This window comes from Acidipropionibacterium timonense (genome assembly GCF_900605005.1).
Lineage (GTDB): Bacteria > Actinomycetota > Actinomycetes > Propionibacteriales > Propionibacteriaceae > Cutibacterium > Cutibacterium timonense.
Window position 1 is genome coordinate 158,033 of record NZ_LR027558.1, and the last position, 19,949, is coordinate 177,981.

Annotated in this window: 15 protein-coding genes and 1 pseudogene; 9 read left to right on the forward strand and 7 right to left on the reverse strand. The window is 69.7% G+C overall.

Annotated elements, in window-relative coordinates:
* Positions 1 to 9: 9 nt before the first annotated feature.
* Positions 10 to 1,317: an ISL3 family transposase gene (locus tag E0E30_RS00765; protein ID WP_130864664.1), complete on the reverse strand. Its 1,308-nt coding sequence runs from the start codon at positions 1,315 to 1,317 to the stop codon at positions 10 to 12.
* A gap of 173 nt (positions 1,318 to 1,490) precedes the next feature.
* On the opposite strand from E0E30_RS00765, the gene E0E30_RS00770 reads away from it, so the two are divergent.
* Genes E0E30_RS00770 through E0E30_RS00780 form a run of 3 tightly spaced genes read left to right on the forward strand, consistent with a single transcriptional unit; the run spans position 1,491 to position 5,281 of the window.
* A complete protein-coding gene (locus E0E30_RS00770; protein WP_130864665.1) occupies positions 1,491 to 2,282 on the forward strand; it encodes a carbohydrate ABC transporter permease in 792 nt (263 codons plus the stop codon).
* 1 nt (position 2,283) lies between these two features.
* A complete protein-coding gene (locus E0E30_RS00775; RefSeq protein WP_130864666.1) occupies positions 2,284 to 3,120 on the forward strand; it encodes a carbohydrate ABC transporter permease in 837 nt (278 codons plus the stop codon).
* Positions 3,121 to 3,169: 49 nt separating this feature from the next.
* Positions 3,170 to 5,281, forward strand: a complete 2,112-nt coding sequence (locus E0E30_RS00780) for an alpha-galactosidase (RefSeq protein ID WP_210115740.1) — start codon at positions 3,170 to 3,172, stop codon at positions 5,279 to 5,281.
* A gap of 124 nt (positions 5,282 to 5,405) precedes the next feature.
* Here E0E30_RS00780 and E0E30_RS00785 read toward each other — a convergent pair whose 3' ends face one another.
* From E0E30_RS00785 to E0E30_RS00805, 5 genes are all read right to left on the reverse strand, one after another.
* Positions 5,406 to 6,920 (reverse strand): acetyl-CoA hydrolase/transferase family protein, encoded by a 1,515-nt coding sequence (locus E0E30_RS00785; RefSeq protein WP_130864667.1) that lies wholly within the window; start codon positions 6,918 to 6,920, stop codon positions 5,406 to 5,408.
* 170 nt (positions 6,921 to 7,090) lie between these two features.
* Entirely contained in the window at positions 7,091 to 8,014 is a 924-nt protein-coding gene (locus E0E30_RS00790) for an NAD(P)-dependent oxidoreductase (protein WP_130864668.1), read from the reverse strand.
* Positions 8,011 to 8,910, reverse strand: coding sequence for an aldose epimerase family protein (locus E0E30_RS00795; protein ID WP_130864669.1), 900 nt, complete (start codon positions 8,908 to 8,910; stop codon positions 8,011 to 8,013). Before E0E30_RS00795 ends, E0E30_RS00790 begins: the two co-directional genes overlap by 4 nt.
* Before the next feature lie 9 nt (positions 8,911 to 8,919).
* Entirely contained in the window at positions 8,920 to 9,825 is a 906-nt protein-coding gene (gene serB / locus E0E30_RS00800; protein ID WP_130864670.1) for a phosphoserine phosphatase SerB, read from the reverse strand.
* A gap of 7 nt (positions 9,826 to 9,832) precedes the next feature.
* On the reverse strand, positions 9,833 to 10,861 hold the full coding sequence (locus E0E30_RS00805) for a class I SAM-dependent methyltransferase (RefSeq protein ID WP_130864671.1): 1,029 nt from the start codon (positions 10,859 to 10,861) through the stop codon (positions 9,833 to 9,835).
* Between the two features lie 104 nt (positions 10,862 to 10,965).
* On the opposite strand from E0E30_RS00805, the gene E0E30_RS00810 reads away from it, so the two are divergent.
* From E0E30_RS00810 to E0E30_RS00830, 5 genes and pseudogenes are all read left to right on the forward strand, one after another.
* On the forward strand, positions 10,966 to 11,850 hold the full coding sequence (locus E0E30_RS00810; protein WP_130864672.1) for a pyruvate, water dikinase regulatory protein: 885 nt from the start codon (positions 10,966 to 10,968) through the stop codon (positions 11,848 to 11,850).
* Between the two features lie 259 nt (positions 11,851 to 12,109).
* Complete coding sequence (ppdK, locus tag E0E30_RS00815) at positions 12,110 to 14,761, forward strand: pyruvate, phosphate dikinase (RefSeq protein WP_130864673.1); 2,652 nt, start codon at positions 12,110 to 12,112, stop codon at positions 14,759 to 14,761.
* A gap of 310 nt (positions 14,762 to 15,071) precedes the next feature.
* Positions 15,072 to 16,656, forward strand: a pseudogene (locus tag E0E30_RS00820) (peptide MFS transporter).
* 108 nt (positions 16,657 to 16,764) lie between these two features.
* Complete coding sequence (locus E0E30_RS00825) at positions 16,765 to 17,847, forward strand: FHA domain-containing protein (RefSeq protein WP_130864674.1); 1,083 nt, start codon at positions 16,765 to 16,767, stop codon at positions 17,845 to 17,847.
* Positions 17,848 to 17,929: 82 nt separating this feature from the next.
* Positions 17,930 to 18,640, forward strand: coding sequence for a ThuA domain-containing protein (locus tag E0E30_RS00830; protein WP_130864675.1), 711 nt, complete (start codon positions 17,930 to 17,932; stop codon positions 18,638 to 18,640).
* Between the two features lie 133 nt (positions 18,641 to 18,773).
* On the opposite strand, the gene deoC is transcribed toward E0E30_RS00830, so the two are convergent.
* On the reverse strand, positions 18,774 to 19,451 hold the full coding sequence (deoC, locus tag E0E30_RS00835) for a deoxyribose-phosphate aldolase (RefSeq protein WP_130864676.1): 678 nt from the start codon (positions 19,449 to 19,451) through the stop codon (positions 18,774 to 18,776).
* A gap of 147 nt (positions 19,452 to 19,598) precedes the next feature.
* Between deoC and E0E30_RS00840 the strand changes: the two genes are divergently transcribed.
* Positions 19,599 to 19,889: a hypothetical protein gene (locus E0E30_RS00840; RefSeq protein WP_130864677.1), complete on the forward strand. Its 291-nt coding sequence runs from the start codon at positions 19,599 to 19,601 to the stop codon at positions 19,887 to 19,889.
* Positions 19,890 to 19,949 lie beyond the last annotated feature (60 nt).

The window sequence follows — 19,949 nt, forward strand, 5'->3', positions numbered from 1 at the left end:
ACTGGCTCTTCAGGATCCAGGGTGTAGTCGGGGTCTGAATCCTCCGGTCTCCAGGAGTGATCTGGTGATGTAGTGGGTGAGGTTGCGGAATCCCAGGGCGATGCCGCGGAGGTGTTCGAGTCTGCCGTTGATGGCTTCACTGGGCCCGTTCGAGGTCCCGGGGTGGTCGAAGTAGGCCAGGATGTCGTCGGCCCGCTTCTTCAGGGTGTGGCCCAGAGTGGTGACTTCGGGCAGGGCCTTCGGGACTTTGGTGGCGATCGCGTCGATGAGGTGGGCCATGATGCGTCTGCCCTCGGCACGGTTCTCGGCGCGGTAGGCGGCCACGATCTCCTGGTAGACCGCCCAGGTGACCTGGACCGGGGCGTGGGCGTCGGCGGCGAACACCTGTTCCAGGCGGGCGGCCTGCCGGTCGGTGAGCAGGTCCCGGCCCGTGTGCAGGGTCAGCCTGACCCCGAACAGGGGGTCGCCCGCCCGGCCCCGATGGCCCGTGGTGTCCTGCTGGACGCGTTGGCGGGTGACATCGAGCTGGTCGCCGGCGAGCTGCACGACGTGAAACGGATCCACGACCTCGACCGCGGCCGGGAGTTCTTCGGCGGCTGCGGTCTTGAAGCCGGTGAACCCGTCCATCGCCACGATCTGGATGCGGTCGCGCCAGGCCTGGTCGCGGCCGGCCAGCCAGGTCTTGAACACCTTCTTGGAACGTCCCGCCACCATGTCGAGCAGCCGGGAGGCCCCGGTGCCGTCGCGAAGCGGTGTCAGGTCGATGATCACGGTGACGTACTTGTCACCACGGCTGGTGTGGCGCCACACGTGCTCGTCGACCCCGATGACCTCCACGCCCTCGAAGCGGTGCGGGTCGTCGATGAGCCGGCGGGTGCCCTCGGCCAGCACCGCATCGTTGGCGGTGGTCCAGTCCACCCCCAGACCAGCGGCGATACGGGAGACCGGCAGGGGATCGAGCACCAGGCCCTCCAGTGCCCAGGCCAGCCCGCCCCGCGACAGTTTCGCCCTCGCCTCGGCGGCCTGGTCGGTGTTCTGGCGCCACACGTGTCCGCAGCCGGTGCACCGGTACCGGCGCACCCGGATCCGGAGGATCGTGGGCCGGTGGCCCATCGGGGTATGGGCCAGCCGGCGGATCACCGTGTCACGAGGGACCCCCTGGCATCCGCACCAGTGGCACCAGTCGTCGGGGGCGACGACCCGGCAGGCCAGGACCGTCTCCTCGTCACTGATCAGCTGGCCGGTGACCTCCAGACCGAGTTCGTCGAGACGGGCGAATGTGGTCAGGTCGGGGGTGCTGAAGGTAGCGTGGTTCATGGAGGACCTTGCGATTCACGAGGACGGGACTTAAGACACTCCGATCCTCGCGCAGGGTCCTCCCCCCACGCACCCCGGCCCCACAGGCCAACTACAGCAGACTCTCACACAGTCAAGTCACAACTACACCCTGGATCCTGAAGAGCCCGTTCATCCTCTTCACCGGCCTCATCATGGTGCCGCTCCTCGAGGGCATCTTCTACACCTTCACGAACTTCCAGGGCTACGGGAACTGGCACTTCATCGGGCTGCGCAACTACCAGGCGCTCTTCGGTGACCAGATCATCTGGCAGTCCTACCGATTCACCCTCACCTATGCGGTGACCGGCACCATCCTCGTCAACGTCATCGCCCTGGGGATCGCCCTCCTGCTCAATGCGAGGATCGCCGCCAAGAATGCCTGGCGTGGGCTCTTCTTCGTGCCCTACCTGCTGCCGGTCCTCATCATCGCGTACGTCTTCACCTACCTCTTCACCAACAACCTGCCGGCCATCGGGTCGGCACTGGGTGTCGGGTGGCTCTCGACCTCGCTGCTGGCCAACGAGCACCTGGCCTGGCTGGCCATCGTCGTCGTCGGCGTCTGGCAGGCGGTGGCCTTCAACACGCTCATCTACCTGGCCGGTCTGCAGACCGTGCCCTCCGAGGTGTACGAGGCGGCCGACGTCGACGGGGCGGTCGGCTGGCGGAAGTTCAGCCAGATCACGTTCCCGCTCATCATGCCGTACTTCACCATCAACATGGTGCTGTCGTTCAAGAACTTCCTCGGGGTCTTCGACCAGGTCGTCGCCATGACCAACGGCGGCCCGGGGACGTCGACCCAGTCCATCGCCTTCCTCATCTTCTCCAACGGTTTCAAGGGCGGCGAGTACGCCTACCAGACGGCCAACGGCGTCATCTACTTCCTCATCGTCCTGGCCATCTCGTTCGTCCAACTGCGATTCCTCCAGGGCAAGGAGCGTGTCTGACATGTCGATCAATCCTCGACGCCACGATCGCGTCAACTGGTGGCTCACCGCCCTCGTCGCCGTCCTCAGCCTCACGGTCCTCGTCCCGCTGTACTTCACCGTCGTCACGACCTTCAAGACGCCGCAGGAGCTCGCCCAGTCGGCCTTCGGTCTGCCGCACCACTGGACCCTGGCGAACTTCAGGACCGCCTGGACCCTCACGAGCTTCCCCAAGCGTCTGCTCACGAGCTCGATCATCACCGTCGGCGCGGTGGTCCTCACCATCCTCACGAACTCGCTCGTCGCCTACGCCCTGGCGCGCAACCTCGAACGGCGCTGGGTCAAGGGGCTCTACTACTACTTCATCGCCGCGATGTTCGTGCCCTTCCCCATCATCATGCTGCCGGTCGTCAAGGAGACCGCGCTGCTGGGCATCGACAACGAGGGTGGCCTCATCCTCCTCTACACGGTCTTCGGGCTGAGCTTCAACATCATGCTGTACACCTCGTACCTGCGCTCGATGCCTCTGGAGATCGAGGAGTCAGCCGCCATCGACGGGGCCTCCCGATGGAAGGTCTTCTGGCGGATCGTCTTCCCGCTGCTGGCCCCGATGAACGCCACGGTCGGCATCCTCACCTGCGTGTGGGCGTGGAACGACTTCCTCCTGCCCCTGGTCATCCTCACCGACCCGGGCACCCAGACGCTGCCTCTGGCGCAGTACGTCTTCCAGGGCAAGTTCAACACCAACTACACGGTGGCCTTCGCCTCGTACCTGCTGGCCATGGCACCCATGATCATCGTCTACATCTTCTGCCAACGGTGGATCATCTCCGGTGTCATGAGAGGGTCGGCCAAGTGAGCCCTCGACCGACGCCCAACGGTACCCACCCCGAGCATCTGGAGTTCCTGTGACCACCACCCTCACCCACGTCGGGCGCGACGGGGTCGGCGTCATCCTCGCGATGACCGATGACCACCTGCCCCGGATCGTCCACATGGGCGCCGATCTCGACCCCTCCGGAGATCTGGCCGCCGTCCTCGTGCCGGCCGAGACCTCGGACCGCACCGACGAACCCCCCGAGCGGTCGATCCTGCCCGAGGCCTCCCGCGGCTGGCTCGGCACCCCCGGTCTGGCCGGCTCGTTCGGCGGGCTGCACGGCCTGACGCACCTCGTCACCGATTCGGTCGAGGAGGACGGCACCGGGGTGCTCGTGCGGGCCCACGACGACCGGCTCGCCCTCACCTGGGGGCTGGCGGTCGCCCCCGGCGGGCTCGTCGCCGTCCGCGCCGTCGTCGAGAACACCTCGGACGAGCCCTACGAGCTCGCCGGACTCGACCTGTCGGTACCGGTCGGCGACTGCGCCACCGAGCTGCTGAGCTTCACCGGCCGACACCTGCGTGAACGCCAGCCGCAACGCTCGCCCTTCCTCGTGGGAACCACCCAGTTCTCCAGCCGACGCGGCCGCACCGGCTTGCAGACGACAGGCCTGGTCGTCGCCGGGGAACCGGGGTTCGACTTCGAGCGCGGACAGGTGTGGGGAGTCCATCTGGCCTGGTCGGGGAACCATCGGGTGTGGGCCGAACGCACCCACGACGGACCGGCCGCCCTGGGCGCCGGCGAGCTCCTCGGACCCGGCGAGATCGTCCTCGGCCCGGGGGAGTCGTACACCTGCCCGGAGCTGCTCGTCTCCTGGGCCGAGGGGCTCGACGCCATGGCCGCGCGCTACCACCGGTGGCTGCGGGCCCTGCCGAGCCACCCGAGCCGTCCCCGTCCGGTCACCCTCAACACATGGGAGGCCGTCTACTTCGACCAGAACCTCGACTCCCTGGCCGAGCTGGCCCGACTCGGTGCGCAGGTCGGTGTCGAGCGGTTCGTCCTCGACGACGGGTGGTTCGGGTCACGGCGCGACGACACCTCGGGCCTGGGCGACTGGACGGTGTCGGCCGACGTGTGGCCCGAGGGGCTCGGCCCGCTGTGCGACGTCGTCACCGGCCTGGGCATGGAGTTCGGCCTGTGGGTCGAGCCCGAGATGGTCAACTTCGACTCCGACCTGGCGCGGGAACACCCCGAGTGGATCCTCGGCGAACGCGAGCACCCGGCCATGAACGCCCGGCACCAGCAGGTCCTCGACCTGGCCAACCCCCAGGCGTGGGAGCACATCCGGGCCAGGCTCGACGACCTGCTCACCCGGTACCCGATCAGCTACCTCAAGTGGGACCACAACCGCGACACCCACGAACCGGTCGATCCGGTGACCGGGAGGATCAAGGCGCACGAGGAGACGGCCGCGTACTACCGCCTCGTCGACCGGCTCAAGGCCGACCACCCGGGCCTGGAGATCGAGTCCTGCTCGGCCGGCGGAGGTCGGATCGACCTGGGGGTGCTCCAGCACACCGACCGGGTGTGGACGAGCGACTGCATCGACCCCCTCGAGCGCCAGACCATCCAGACGTGGACCTCGATGCTCGTGGCCCCCGAGTACCTCGGCTGCCACGTGGGAGCCCCGCGGGCGCACACGACCGAGCGGACCCATGACCTCACCATGCGGGCCGCGACGGCGCTGCTGGGCCACTTCGGTATCGAGTGGGACCTCACGAGGACCAGCGACGAGGACCTCGCCGGGCTGGCCGCCTGGGTCGAGGTGCACCGGGCCTGGCGCGAGGTCATCGCCACCGGATCGCTGCACCATCGGGCCAGCGGCTCGACCCTCTCGGGTGAGGGAACCCCCGCCCGCCTGGTGACGAGCCTCGTCTCGCCGGAGCGCGACCGGGCCCTCGTCGTCCTCGCCCAGTTGGCGACCCAGCACCGCTACCCGGCCGAGCCGCTCACGGTGCCGGGGCTCGACCCGGACCGCCGCTACCGGGTGCGGGCCGTCGACCCGACCCCGGGGCGCGCCGCCCAACCGGCCTGGGTCGGCCGGGAGGTCGTCCTCACGGGGGCCGCGCTCGACCGGATCGGCGTGGCCACCCCGACGATGTACCCCGAGACGGCCTGGGTCGTCGAGCTCACCGCGGTCTGAGGGGGTCCTGTCGGAGGGGTGTGCGTTCGGGCCGCGTAGTCGCGGCCCGAACGCACACCCCTCCCAGGGTCGACAACGCAGGTGGCCCCCGGCTCACGCCGGGGGCCACCTCGTCACGGAAGGGTCAGGAGAGCTTCATCGTCCCGGTCTCGAGGAAGCGGGTGTGCCAGGAGTAGGCCTCGCCCAGCAGGTGCGGGGTGTGCTTGAACTTGCAGTCGCGCAGCGAGCGGTCGTAGTAGTCCTGGAGCATCGGCCGGTAGTCCGGGTGGGCGCAGTTCTCGATGATCTTCGGGGCGCGCTGGCGGGGGGCCAGGCCACGCAGATCGGCGATGCCCTGCTCGGTGATGATGACCATGGCGTCGTGCTCGGTGTGGTCGACGTGCGAGACCATCGGGACAATCGCCGAGATGCCGCCGCCCTTGGCCGTCGACGGGGACACGAAGGCCGAGATGTAGGCGTTGCGGGTGAAGTCGCCCGACCCGCCGATGCCGTTCATCATCCGCGAGCCCATGACGTGGGTCGAGTTGACGTTGCCGTAGATGTCGGCCTCGATCATGCCGTTGGCGCCGATGACGCCGAGGCGACGGATGACCTCGGGGTGGTTCGAGATCTCCTGCGGGCGCAGGATGATGTGCTCGCGGTAGAAGGCCGCGTTGTCGTTCATCTTGTGCGCGTAGTCCGGCGACAGCGAGAAGGCGGTGGCCGAGGCGACGTCGAGTTTGCCGGCGTCGATGAGGTCGATCATGCCGTCCTGGATGACCTCGGTGTACGAGGTGAGGTGCTCCAGGTCCGAGTGCAGCAGCCCGTCGAGGACGGCGTTCGGGATGTTGCCGACGCCCGACTGCAGCGGCAGGAGGTTCCTGGGCATGCGGCCCTGCTTGACCTCGTTGTCGTAGAAGTCGAGGAGGAACCCGGCGATCTTGCGGGAGTCGTCGTCGATCGGCTTGAAGGGCGAGTTGCGGTCGGGGCCGTGGGTCTCGATGATCGCCGCGACCTTGTTCTGCGGGATGTGCAGGAACTTGTCGCCGACGCGGTCCCCGGGGTGGGTGATCGGGATGGGGACGCGGTTCGGGGGCAGGGCGAAGCGCCCGTAGATGTCGTGCATGCCCTCGAGGTCCTCGGACTGCCACGAGTTGACCTCGATGATGACCTTCTCGGCGACGTCGCAGTAGACGGCGTTGTTGCCGACCGAGGAGGTGAGGACGATGTCCCCGTCCTCGGTGATCCGGGTGGCCTCGATGACGGCGAAGTCGACCTTGCCGAAGAAGCCCTGCCGGACCATCATCCCCGACTCCGACAGGTGGATGTCGGTGTAGTAGCTCGTCCCGTCGTTGATCTTGTTGCGCATCGTCGGGTCGGACTGGTACGGCATGCGCCAGCCGATGCCGTCGATCCCGGCCAGCGCTCCGTCGAGCTCCGGGGCCGTCGAGGCGCCGGTGAAGACGTTGACGGTGAACTTCTCGCCGCGGTCGTGCGCGGCCTTGATGCGCTGGGCGAGGGCCCCCGGGAACTCCTTGGGGTAGCCCGACCCGGTGAACCCGCCGAAGCCGATCTGGGCGCCGTCGTTGACGAGGGCGGCTGCGTCCTCGGCGCTCATCACCTTCTGACGCAGAAATGGGTTGGCAATCCGCTCTGACATCTGTCCTCCTGCCGGTTGCGGCACGTGATCTCGTGCACCGTCAGGACACCACGGGGCGCACCCGACGGAATGCTGTCACTGTACCGAAGCCCGGCCGCGCGCAGGCCGGCGGGGCAAGGCAACCCGGGTCGGCCGGGCGGGGGCGCGTGCCGGGTCCCGACGGCAGGTGCTCAGGCGACGATGTTCTCGAGCTGCTCGCCGGCGGCCAGGTGCTGCAGTTGACGGCGCAGCAGGGCCGAGGCGCGGCTCCAGAACCCTTCGGCCGCCCCGCCGACATGGGGGCTCATGAGGACCCCGGGGGTGGTCCACAGCGGATGGTCGTCGGGCAGCGGCTCGGGATCGGTGACGTCGAGCCCGGCCCGCACGTGGCCCGACCGGCAGGCGGCGACGAGGGCGTCGGTGTCGACGACCGATCCGCGTCCGACGTTGACGAGCAGCGCTCCCTCCTTCATGGCCGCCAGGAAGGGCGCGTCGACGAGGTGCCGGGTGGCCTCACCGCCCGGGACGACGATGATGACGACGTCCTGGTCCACGAGCATCCCGCCGATCTCGTCGATGCCGTGGACGGCGTCGACCAGCTCGTCGCCGGGGTGGGGACGTGAGGCGACGGCGGTGATGCCGGCCGGCTCGAAGGCGGCCACCCGGCGGGCCACCGCCCGACCGATGCTGCCGTAGCCGACGATCATGACGTGCTGGTCGGCCAGCCCCGGGCAGAAGCCCTGGCGCTGCCAGGTGTGACGCCGGTGGTTGTCGACCCACTGCCACACTCCGCGTTGCAGGGCCAGGGTGAGGGTGAGGGCCAGCTCCGAGGTGGCGGCCGAGTGGACGCCGCGGGCATTGGCCAGGGTCACGCCCGGCCCGATGTGGGGCAGGGCGTGCTCGAACCCGGCCGAGAGGAGCTGCACGACTCGGACGCTCGGGGCCTGGGGGAGGAATCCCCATTCGTGTCCGGACAGGTGGTCCGGCATGCACACGAGGTCGATCTCGTCGGCCCGTTCCGGGGTGCCGTCGAGGTCCCAGGGGACGACGTCGACGCCGTCGACCGGTCCGACGCGGTCGATCCACTCGCCGGGCAGGGAGGCCACCGGGGTCATCGTTGCTCCTCGGGCGCGACGGTGATCCGCGTCCTCGTCGTGACGCTGGTGCCGGGCGCCAGGGTGAGCGCGTGCTCCTTGGCGTACCCGGTCTCGACACAGACGAAGTCGCGCCAGGCGGCGAGGGCAGGGGAGGGGTCGGCCGGCATGACGCCGCGGTACGGATTCCACACGACGACGGTCGGGCAGCCCTCGGTGGCCAGATCGATCCGTCGGCCCCAGGCGGGGTCGACGAGGGCGACGGTCCTGGCGCGGCCGGGCGCCCCGGCGTCACCGGGGTCGGCGGCGAGGTCGTCGGCGTGGCTCGGGTCGGCGTCCTGGACGACGGTGTCGGTGCCCGGGACGATCGGCATGATGTCCTCGTCGAAGACGCCGCGGGTGTCGTCGACGGTGTTCCACCAGCTCGCCCCGGCGACCCCCTCGACCCGGGAGCGGGCGGCGTCACCCACCCGGAAGTAACTGTGCCACATGGCCTCGACCGTGACCGGCTCGGCGCCCTCGTTGGTGAGGGTCAACCGCAGGTCGAGGGCGTCGTCGGTGAGGTGGACCTCGTGCCGGACGGCCACCCGGTCGCGTGCCGGGTCATCGGCGGCGGGCAGGGCGAGGACGACCTCGAGGCCGTCCGCGGTCGAGGAGCTGACCCGGGTGAAGTCGAGGGTGCGGGCCGGGCCGTGCTGCGGGTCGAGGGTGCCGTCGGGTCCGTGGCCGAACCACGGCGCGCACACGGGGATGCCGCCCTCGAGGACGCCCGGATGGCTCACCGGGTGGTCGGGGTCGGTCCAGATGACGGGATGGGCGGCGTCGGCCGGTTGCCAGGCCAGGACCTGCGCGCCGTGGTCGGCGACCTGCCAGCGTCCGTCACGTGCCTGGGTCAGGGGTCCGGGGAGGGTGCTCATGGGACCACGCTATCCAGCCCGGTGGGAGGCGGCCCTCACCTGCGCAGCGCCGGTGACCGGGGTCCGGGGCAGGAACACCGTGGCGAGCGCGTCGAGATGCGGCAGCGACAGGGCGGCAGGGGCGGCGTCGACGACGACCTGCTTGGCGTGGAAGGCCACCCCGAGCCCGGCCGTGGCGATCATGTCGAGGTCGTTGGCGCCGTCGCCGAGGGCGATCGTGGCCGCGAGGTCGACGCCGAACCGCTCGGCCCAGGAGCGCAGGTGCGCGGCCTTGGCCCGACGGTCGACGACGGGTCCGACCACCCGCCCGGTGAGGTGGCCGTCGAGGATCTCGAGGGTGTTGGCGGCATGGGCGTCGACGTGGAGCCGGTCGGCCAGGGGTGCCACCATCTGGGTGAATCCTCCGCTCACCAGGGCGACCCGCCAACCGGCGGCGTGGGCGGCGTCGACGAGCTCGGTGGCCCCGTCGGTGAGGACGACCGCCCGCTCGGCCTCGGCGACCGCACCCTCGGGGAGCCCGGCCAGGCAGGCGACCCGCTGGCGCAGGGAGTCGGTGAAGTCGAGCTCACCGGCCATCGCCCGGGCGGTGACCTCGGCCACCTCGCTGGCCCGTCCGGCGCAGTCGGCGAGCAGATCGATGCCCTCGGTGCGCACCATCGTCGAGTCGACGTCGCTGACGAGAAGTCCGGGGCGACGCAGGGCGTCCGGGACGACGATGAGGTCGACCGGGTCGGCGGCCGGCAGGGTGGCCCTCAGCGCGGTCGGGTCGAGCGTGCCGTCGTGGTCGACGACGAGGGCGCTCCAGCCGGGGCCCGCCACGGGGATCGTCGTCGTGGCGGACAGCCGCGGCAGGACGGTGGTCCAGTCCCGGGGCGAGGCGGTGACGAGGACGAGTCGGGTGCTCGATGGACTCATGGCGTCCTCACCGCTTCGTCGTCATGGTGACGGTGTAAGCCCGGTTCCGGGCGATCTGCCTGGTCGGGCCGACGGTCTGGTCGAGGTGCTCGCCCCACGGCAGGTGCGAGTTGTAGACGCACCACAGGTGGCCGCCGGGGCGCAGGACGCGCCCGGCGTCGGCGAGCATGACCAGGGTGGGGCCGGACTCCTTGGCGGTGCCGCGGTGGAACGGGGGATTGGTGACGACGAGGTCGAGACAGGCGTCCGGCAGGCCCTCGAAGCCGTCCCGCTGGGTGACGTCGACGTCGACGCCGTTCGCGGCGGCCGTCATCCGGGTCGAGTCGACCGCCGCCCAGGAGACGTCCGAGGCGGTCACCGCGGCCCGGTCGCCCAGTCGACGGGCCAGGGTGGTGGCGATGACGCCGTTGCCGCAACCGAGGTCGTGCACGGTGGCGCCGGCCGGGAGGCCCTCGACGATGCGATCCAGGTGCGCCAGCAGCAGGGCGGTCCCGGCGTCCAAGCCGGCGGTGTGGAAGGCCGCCCCATGGGCGACGATCTCCAGGCCGGCCTCGCCGACCGTGTTGTGACGCGGCCAGTCGCCGCCCCGGGCCGGACGTTCCCGCGGGTGCTCGAAATGGAGCGCCCGGGCGCGGCCCCAGCCGCGGCTGGCGTGGACCTCGTCGAACCAGCGGGCCCCCACCTCGTTCATCGACCGGTTCATGTGCCGGGTGCGGCCTCCGGCGATGACGTGGAGGTTCTTGACGCCGTGGCGGACGGCCAGGGCGTGCAGCACCGAGAGGGTCTCGTCGAGGGCGTCGAGTGAGGTCGGCAGACCCATCCACACCTGGTCGGGAACGAGGCCCTCGGGGGCGGTGAAGGGATTGACGACGAGGGTCGGGTCGAGTCGGGCCAGGTCGCGCAGGTCATCGCACCAGACGTTGACCGGGGACCATGCGCGGGCGACGTCGACGAGGGCGGGGCGGTCGAGCACGAGGACGTGACGGGCCCCTGCGGGAGCCTCCACGGCGATGACCTCGTCCACGCTGTCGTCCATGTGGACAGTCTTCCATGGGGCGGAACGCGGGACGGCGGGGGTGGACACGGCCCGCCGCCACCGTGTGCGCACCTCACCGTGGCCAAGGCCGCTACCGTGTCTGCATGGCCGAATCCGTCCTCGAGATCCACGTCATCGCCGACTCGACCGGTGAGACCGGTGTACGCCTCGCCCGCGCCGCCCGCAGCCAGTTCGAGGGAGTGCACTGGCACATCGTCCGACACCCCATGATCGGGACCGTCCACGACATGGTCACCGCTCTCGACGCCGTCCGCACCCGCCGCGACGCCGGCATGTGGATCTGCGTCGTTCACACCCTGGCCCTGCCCGACATGCGCGCCATGGTCATCGACGCCTGCGAGGAGCTCGGCGTCCAGCAGGTCGACCTCATGGGCCCCATGCTCGAGGCCATGTCGACCGCCTCCGGGCTGGACGCCGACCAGGTCCCGCGTCGTCCCGTCGGCGTCGAGGCCGACTACTTCACCCGCATCTCGGCCATGGAGTTCGCCGTCCGCAATGACGACGGCGCCATCCCCGAGCGACTCACCGAGGCCGACATCTGCCTGGTCGGCGTCTCCCGTTCGGGCAAGACGCCGTTGTCGATCTACCTGGGGTACCTCGGCTACAAGACCGTCAACGTCCCCCTGGTCCCCGGCATCCCTGCTCCCAAGGAACTCGCCGCGGTCGACCGGTGGCGCATCGTCGGCCTCACCATCGACGCCGAGCGCCTCCTGGCCATCCGGGGACGCCGGGTCCGCGGCCTCGGCGGGTTCGGCACCGAGGACGGGTACGCCGACCTCGTGGCCATCTACGAGGAACTCGACGAGGTCGGCAGGACCCAGCGTCGACTCGGCTGCCCCGTCATCGACACCACCGGTCTGGCCCTCGAGGAGGCGGCGACGAGGGTCATCGACGTCGTCGAGGAGCGGGCCAAGGTGGCCGGCACCCATCTGCGGCGTCCGGCCGGCAGCTTCCGCACGGCGCCCTGACGACCCTCGACCGGCGACTCCCGCGCCGGCCAGCCGGCTCGGCGCCAGAACCCTCCGGGCCGCAACTGTGACAAGAATCACCTTTGCCCCGTCCCGAGGTGCCATGGCGGCCCGCACCGTGGAAGAATGACGACGTGGTTCGACGAGGCGGTCGATCTGGCCGTCCCGACGAACGCAGGCTTCCGGGCTCGGGGCGTGCTCCTGCCCGGATGTGTCGAGACCGACCCGACCGGGTGCAGATCGAAGGAGATCGCCGAAGATGACCGACCACCGTTACGTGTACGACCTGTCCGAGGGCAGCGCCGAGATGAAGCCCCTGCTGGGAGGCAAGGGCGCCGGCGTCGCCGAGATGATGAGAGTGGGTGTGCCCGTTCCCGACGGTTTCACCATCACCACCGAGGCATGCGTCGAGACGATGAAGCGCCAGGGCGAGTGGCCCGAGGGGCTCGACGAGCAGGCCTGGGAGGGCCTCCAGCGCCTCGAGGAGCGTACCGGCCGCAAGCTCGGTGACCCCGACAAGCCGCTGCTCGTCTCGGTCCGTTCCGGCGCGGTCATCTCGATGCCCGGCATGATGGACACCATCCTCAACCTCGGCATCTCCGACGAGACCGTCGAGGCCATCGCCCGCGAGGCCGACAACGAGCGCTTCGCCTGGGACTGCTACCGCCGCTTCATCCAGATGTACGGCGAGGTCGTCGAGGGCATCGACGCCCACGTCTACGAGGACGCCCTCACCGCCCTCAAGGAGTCGGAGGGGGTCGAGTCGGACACCGACCTCACCGCCGAGGACCTCAAGGGCCTCGTCGACACCTTCAAGAAGCTCTCCAACGAGAAGCTCGGCGGCAACTGGACCACCGACCCGCGCGAGCAGCTCATGCGCGCCGTCGACGCGGTCTTCCGTTCCTGGCTCAACCCGCGCGCCTTCGTCTACCGCAAGGCCAACAAGATCTCCGACGACCTGGGCACCGCCGTCAACGTCATGCAGATGGTCTTCGGCAACCGTGGTGACAGCTCCGCCACCGGCGTCTGCTTCACCCGCAACCCCGCCACCGGCGCCAACGAGCTCTACGGCGAGTTCCTCCAGAACGCCCAGGGCGAGGACGTCGTCGCCGGCATCCGCACCCCCAAGCCGCTCGCCGAGATGGAGGAGATCCTCCCCGAGGCCTACCAGCAGCTCACGGCCACCATGAAGAAGATGGAGGCCCACTACCGCGACATGCAGGACATGGAGTTCACCGTCGAGAACGGCAAGCTCTACCTCCTGCAGACCCGCAACGGCAAGCGCACCGCCGCCGCCGCCCTCAAGGTGGCCCGTGACCTCGTCGACGAGGGGGTCATCACCAAGGAGGAGGCGCTGCTGCGCATCGAGCCCGGACAGCTCGACCAGCTCCTCCACGAGGCCATCGACCCGTCCCACTCCGAGAAGCCCGTCACCGAGGGCCTGCCCGCCTCCCCGGGTGCCGCCGTCGGTGAGGCCGTCTTCGACGCCGACCTGGCTGCCGAGCGCGGTGCCGCCGGCGACAAGGTGGTCCTCATCCGCTTCGAGACGACGCCCGACGACATCCACGGGGTCCTCCAGTCCCAGGGTGTCCTCACCGCCCACGGCGGCATGACCTCGCACGCGGCCGTCGTGGCTCGCGGCATGGGCAAGCCCTGCGTCGCCGGCGCCCGCGGCATCAAGATCGACTACGAGGCCAAGACCCTCACCATCGGGCAGACCGTCATCCACGAGGGCGACCCCATCACCCTCGACGGCTCGACCGGCGAGGTCTACGCCTCCGCCCTGCCGCTCATCCCGCCGCAGATCAACGAGGACTTCCAGGAGGTCCTGTCCTGGGCCGACGCCGTCCGTCGCCTCGGCGTCGAGGCCAATGCCGACAACGCCACCGACGCCGCCAAGGCCCGTGAGCTGGGCGCCGAGGGCATCGGCCTGTGCCGCACCGAGCACATGTTCTTCGGCCCCGATCGTCTTCCCGCCATGCACGAGATGATCACGGCCGAGACGCCGGAGGAGCGCAAGACCGCCGTCGACAAGATCCTGCCGATGCAGCAGTCCGACTTCGAGGGCATCTTCACCGCCATGAAGGGCCTGCCGGTCACCGTCCGTCTGCTCGATCCGCCGCTCCACGAGTTCCTGCCGAACCTCGTCGAGCAGTCCCTCAAGGTCCAGGAGCTGGAGCTCAAGGGGGCCGGCGCCGGCGAGCTCGACAAGGAGCGTCGTCTGCTGGCCCAGGTGAAGAAGCTGCACGAGCAGAACCCCATGCTCGGCACCCGCGGCTGCCGCCTCGGCATGCTGTACCCCGAGATCCCCGACATGCAGGCCCGCGCCATCATTCGCGCGGTCATGGCCGTCCTCGAGCGCGAGGGTGAGACGGTCGAGATCAACATCATGATCCCGCTCGTCTTCAACCCGACGGAGCTGGAGACCCAGCGCCGGATCGTCGCCGACGCCGTCGCCGACGAGCTCTCGAAGGCCGGCAAGGAGGTCGAGGTGCGGATCGGCACGATGATCGAGCTGCCGCGCGCCGCTCTGGTCGCCGACAAGATCGCCGAGCACGCCGACTTCTTCTCCTTCGGCACCAACGACCTCACCCAGACCACCCTGGGCATCAGCCGTGACGACGCCGAGAACGGGTTCCTCACCGAGTACCTCCAGACGAAGGTCCTCAAGGTCAACCCCTTCGCCTCGATCGACGTCGACGGCGTCGGCCAGCTCGTGGCCGGGGCCGTGGAGAAGGGCCGTCGTACCAACCCGAAGCTCGGGCTGGGCATCTGTGGCGAGCACGGCGGTGACCCGGACTCGATCCACTTCTTCCACGAGGTCGGGCTCGACTACGTGTCCTGCTCGCCGTTCCGGGTGCCGGTGGCCCGCTTCGCCGCCGCCCAGGCGGTGCTCCGGGCCACGAAGTGATCTGACCCCTCCGCTGACGACCGGCCGGGCCGTGGGGACGTCCCCACGGCCCGGCCGGTCGCTGTGTGTGCGGGCCCGGGTCCGACGCCGTGCACCTGTGAGAAGTTTCCACGGAGCGGCAAACCGGGGTTCGCCAGTTTGATAACAAAACGATAACGTTGCGCGCCGAGGGGTGGTCGAAGTAGACCAGCCCCTTGTCAACTCGTTGAACGCGACACGGACAGTTGTGCATATGAAGGACTGCACGACGTCGCTCGACAACCTTGCACGGCGTTCGACGAGCACTCGACCACGAAAGGACGAGCACATCATGGCGGACGCTCCCTCATCCCTTCTCGACGCCCCGGGGTCGGCCGGCGTCACCCCGGCGCACCGACGTGGCCGCTACCGGCCGAAGAACCTCGTCACCGGTCCGTCCCGCCAGGACACGGGTTTCCTCGGCCATCCCGGCGGCCTTCCGTGGATGCTCCAGGTCGAGATGTGGGAGCGGTTCTCGTGGTTCGGGATGCGGGCGATCCTCCTGTATTTCCTCACCGAGACCATCGCCCAGGGCGGCCTGGGCCTGCCGACGAGCGCCGGTCAGGTCGTCATCGCCTCCTATGGTGCCGCGGTCCTGCTCATGACGATCCCCGGCGGCATCTTCGCCGACCGCATCCTCGGGCCGTGGGTCTCGACCCTGTGGGGCGGACTCATCATCATGACCGGTCACCTCGTCCTGGCGATCCCGCAGGTCGTCACGAGCTGGGTGGGCCTCATCCTCATCGCCATCGGCACCGGCTTCATCAAGCCCAACCTGTCGACCATCGTCGGCGGCCTCTACGACGACCACGACCCACGACGCGACCAGGGCTTCCTCTACTTCTACATGTCGATCAACATCGGATCGCTCTTCGCCCCGCTCGTCACCGGCTTCCTCGGGCTACCACGTCGGTTTCATCGCCGCGGCGGTCGGCATGGCCCTGGCCCTCATCGCCTTCATCCACGGTCGCTCGAAGCTGCGCGAGTTCGCCTTCGACGTGCCCAACCCCCTGGGCCCGGGGGAGGGACGCCGTCTCCTCCTCGGCGCCCTAGCCGTCGTCGCCGGTGGTGCCCTGCTCGTGTGGGTGTGCAACCTCATCCTCGGCGAGCTCACGAGCGCCATCGCCTACGCCCTCTTCCTCTTCGCCCTGGGGACGTCGATCAGCTACTTCGTGACGATGTTCCGCAGCCCCAAGGTCACCGCCGCCGAGCGGGTGCACGTCCTGGCCTTCATCCCGCTGTTCGTCGGGCAGGTGCTCTTCACGATGATCTTCGAGCAGGCTGCCGGCAAGATGGCGACCTTCGCCAAGGACAACACCGCCCCGTCGTTCATGTCCCCGGAGGCCTACCAGTCGATCAACCCGACCGCCGTCCTCCTCCTCGCCCCGTTGCTGGGGCTTCTCTTCCGTCGTCGGGAGGGACGCTTCCCGACGACCCCGCAGAAGTTCGCCATCGCCGTGGGCATCATCGGTTTCTCGGCCCTCATGATGGGCTACGGGTTCCAGTCGTGGCCCGGCGGCGCGCGCCTGGCGCCGTTCTGGTACCTCGGTCTGGTCTTCGTCGTCCAGACGGTCGCGGAGCTGTCGATGAACCCGGTCGGCCTGTCGGTGACGACGAAGCTCGCCCCCAAGCAGTTCGCCTCGCAGATGATGACCCTGTGGCTGCTCGCCCCGGCCTGCGGTCAGGGCCTGGCCTCGGTCGTCATCGAGCGCACCAAGACCCTGGGCGACGTCACCTTCTACTACGGCCTGGGCATCGTGACGATCGTCGTGGCCGTCGTCCTCTTCGTCATCGCACCGTGGACCCAGTCGAAGATGAGTGACACCGACGTCTCCCAGGAGCGGCTCATGGCGGCAACGTCCGACCGGCCCGAGTGATTGCGGCCCCTCCGTGGGGCCGGCGGGGGTGGTGGAGCGGTGTTCCTGTGGAGGACGCAATAGGCTGAACCCACGGGAATGACCGCCCCCGAGACCATGGAGGACCCCATGACCCAGTCGTTCGGCGCCTGGCGTGCCACCTACACCCCCGGATCCTGGGTGGTGCTCGCCGGGCCCAGCAGCCTCGTCGTCATGCAGCCGGCGGCACCGCGGCACTCCGAGCTGGTCCGCTCGATCTGGAACCAGGTGGTCCGGGCCGCCGACGCCGACGCCCTCGTCGCGACCCTCACCTCCATCGGTCTGTCGCAGATGCCCAATCTCGGCGTCTTCTTCTGGAAGGGCGACCGGATGTGGTCGCTGGCGCGCGGCAGCGTCGTCGTCAAGGACGCGAGCAGCGGACAGGTCGTCAACCACGGGGAGGGACTGCTCACCTGGCGTGAGGAGGGGCTCGACCCCTCGGTCGTCCGGGTCGAGATGGAGGACGCCGCCCAGGGCCTCGACATGCCGCTCATGCTCGGGGTCGCCCTGGCCTCGGCGGTGACGATCGACGCCACCGGTACCGGTGAGGTGCTCCTCGTCGAGGACGAGGCGGAGGGTCCGGCCGATGCCGCCGTGCACCCGGACGTCGTCCCCGCGCCCGAGGTGTCCCCCTCCTCACCGACCTCGCCCGTCCCCCCGACGTCTCCCGCCTCGCCCGTGGCGCCGCAGTCCCCGGTGACGACCTCGCCGACCCGCCAGGAGGAGGCCCCCCGGCTGTCCGTCGTGCCCCGACCCCGGCACGACGAATGGGCCGAGGAGGCCGACGATCTGCCGGCCTGGCGCTCGGCGACCTACTCCCCCCATGAGCACGAGCCCGCGGCCGTGCACCTCGTCGCCTCCACCGGGGGTTCGGTGCCGCTGGACGGACCGGTGCTCATCGGCCGCGCTCCGAACGGCGGTGCCCACGAGCCCGACGCCGCCCTGCTGCGGGTGCCGTCCCCGAGCCAGGACATCAGCCGCACCCACGTGCGGGTCGCTCCGTCGCAGTGGGGCTACGACGTCACCGACATGAACTCGACCAACGGCACCACGGTGCGCCGGGCCGGGGAGGGGCCGCTGCGTCTGGAACCGGGAGAGACCGTCGGGGTGCGCGTCGGTGACGTCGTCGACCTCGGTGACGGGGTCACCCTGTCGATCGTGCAGGACCACTGAGCCACTTCCGCCTGCAGGTCGCGGCCGGCGGCCCCGGCGCCTATGGTGGCCTCGTGGTCCAATCGCAGGAAAGGGGTAGGTGATGGCTCGGATCCTCGTCCTGTCGGGTGCGAACCGGTACTCGGACGCCTGGCACGACTTCGACGGCACGTCCGCGGCCGTCGCCCAGATCCTCACCGACAAGGGGCACCAGGTGCAGGTGCGACGCTCGGAGCCGAGCGCCCTGGACGGCCTCGACGACGTCGACCTGCTCGTCGTCAACACCGGCGGCGGTGACCCCGAGGAGGGATGGGACTACATCCCCGAGTGGACGCGCGCCCATGGCCGCATCCTCGACTTCCACGAGTCGGGTCGGCCCATCCTCGGGCTGCACACGGCGTCGAACACCTTCTGCGACTGGGAGTTGTGGCCGGAGATCCTCGGTGGACGGTGGGTGCTGGGGCAGTCCGGGCATCCCGAACGGTCGTACGCCGTCTTCGAGCCCATGCCGGAGGCCCTCGACCACCCGGTGACCCGCGGCATCGACCAGGTCGTCTGCTACGACGAGCGTTACAGCAACCTCGACATCAGCCCGCTGGCGACCCCGCTGCTCTTCCACGAGACCGGTGAGGAGTTCCACGTCGTCGCTTGGACCATGGGCAATGACGTCGTCTACGACGGACTCGGGCATTCCGAGCGGTCCTACGAGTCCCCCTCCCGCCGACTGCTGCTGTGCAACGAGGTGTCGTGGCTGCTCAACTGGCGCAAGAGGTTGGCGGCCAGGGCGGCGGCGGAGGACGCTTCGGATATCTGAGCCGGTCTGGGCGTTGTGCGGCCGGAGACGTTGGCGTCCGCGGGTGGAGATTCAGCGCCGGGCGCCGGTTTTCGTCGCTGTCGTGACGAATTCGCCCGGTTGACGCTGAATCTCCACCCACTCGAGCCGATCGTCAGTCCTCCGGCGCCCCGGCGAGGATCTTCTCGGTCGCCGAGACACCGAGTCGGGTGGCCCCGGCCTCGATCATGGCGCAGGCCGTGGCGTAGTCGCGGATGCCACCGGAGGCCTTGACCCCCAGGCGTCCGCCGACGGTGGCCGCCATGAGTTCGACCGCGTGGACACTGGCCCCACCGGCCGGATGGAACCCGGTCGACGTCTTGACGAAATCGGCCCCGGCTGCCTCGGCGGCCCGGCAGGCCCGGACGATCTCGTCGTCGGTGAGGGCGGCCGACTCGATGATGACCTTGAGCAGCAGCGCCGGGGCGGGAACCGCCGCGCGCACGGCGGCGATCTCGGCGGTGAGGTCCTCGTCGAGGCCGGCCCTGAGCAGTCCGATGTTGATGACCATGTCGACCTCGTCGGCCCCCAGCCGCACCGACTCGGCCGCCTCGGCGGCCTTGGTGGTGGCGGTGTGCTTGCCCGAGGGGAACCCGCAGACGGTGCAGGTGTGCACCTGTCCCAGGTCGACGCCGTCCAGCGGAAGCATGGCGGGGGAGACGCAGATCGACCACGTGCCCAGATCCTTGGCCCGGGCGGCCAGGGCGGCGACGTCGGCGGCCGTCGTCTCGGGCGACAGCAGGGTGTGGTCGATGATGCGGGCGAGCTCGGCTCGGGTGGGCTGGGTGGTCACGACGGTGTCCTTCCTGTGGGTATGCGGTCAGGATACGGACCTTGCCGGGTCCTCGTCCGCGCAGGGGAGGGCAGAACGCCGACTCATCTGTGGCAGCTCACAGGTTTCGCATCGGAACACCACAGAGCCGATTCCCAGAATGAGGCCATGGACGCCACGACATTCCCCAGCCAGCAGCCCCGAGTCACCCCCGAACAGGCCAGGTCCGCCACCACCCAGCCCCGGTCGAAGAGCACCCAGCCCCGCAGATCATGGCGGACGAAGGTCCGCAACGTCGTCCTCGGCGTCGCCGCAGCCGCCACCATCGCCGTCGGTGGAGCCGGCATGTTGTCCAACCAGGACGCCGCGGAGGCCGGCGTCGTCCACCAGAACTACGCCGTGCTCACCCAGACGGTGCAGGTCCCGCAGGTGTCGATGGCCACCAGGAACGACGAGTGACGCCGTCCCCCCTTCCGGCGTCGAGTTCCGCAGTCGAGCCCCTAGCCGAGGCTGAGGCCC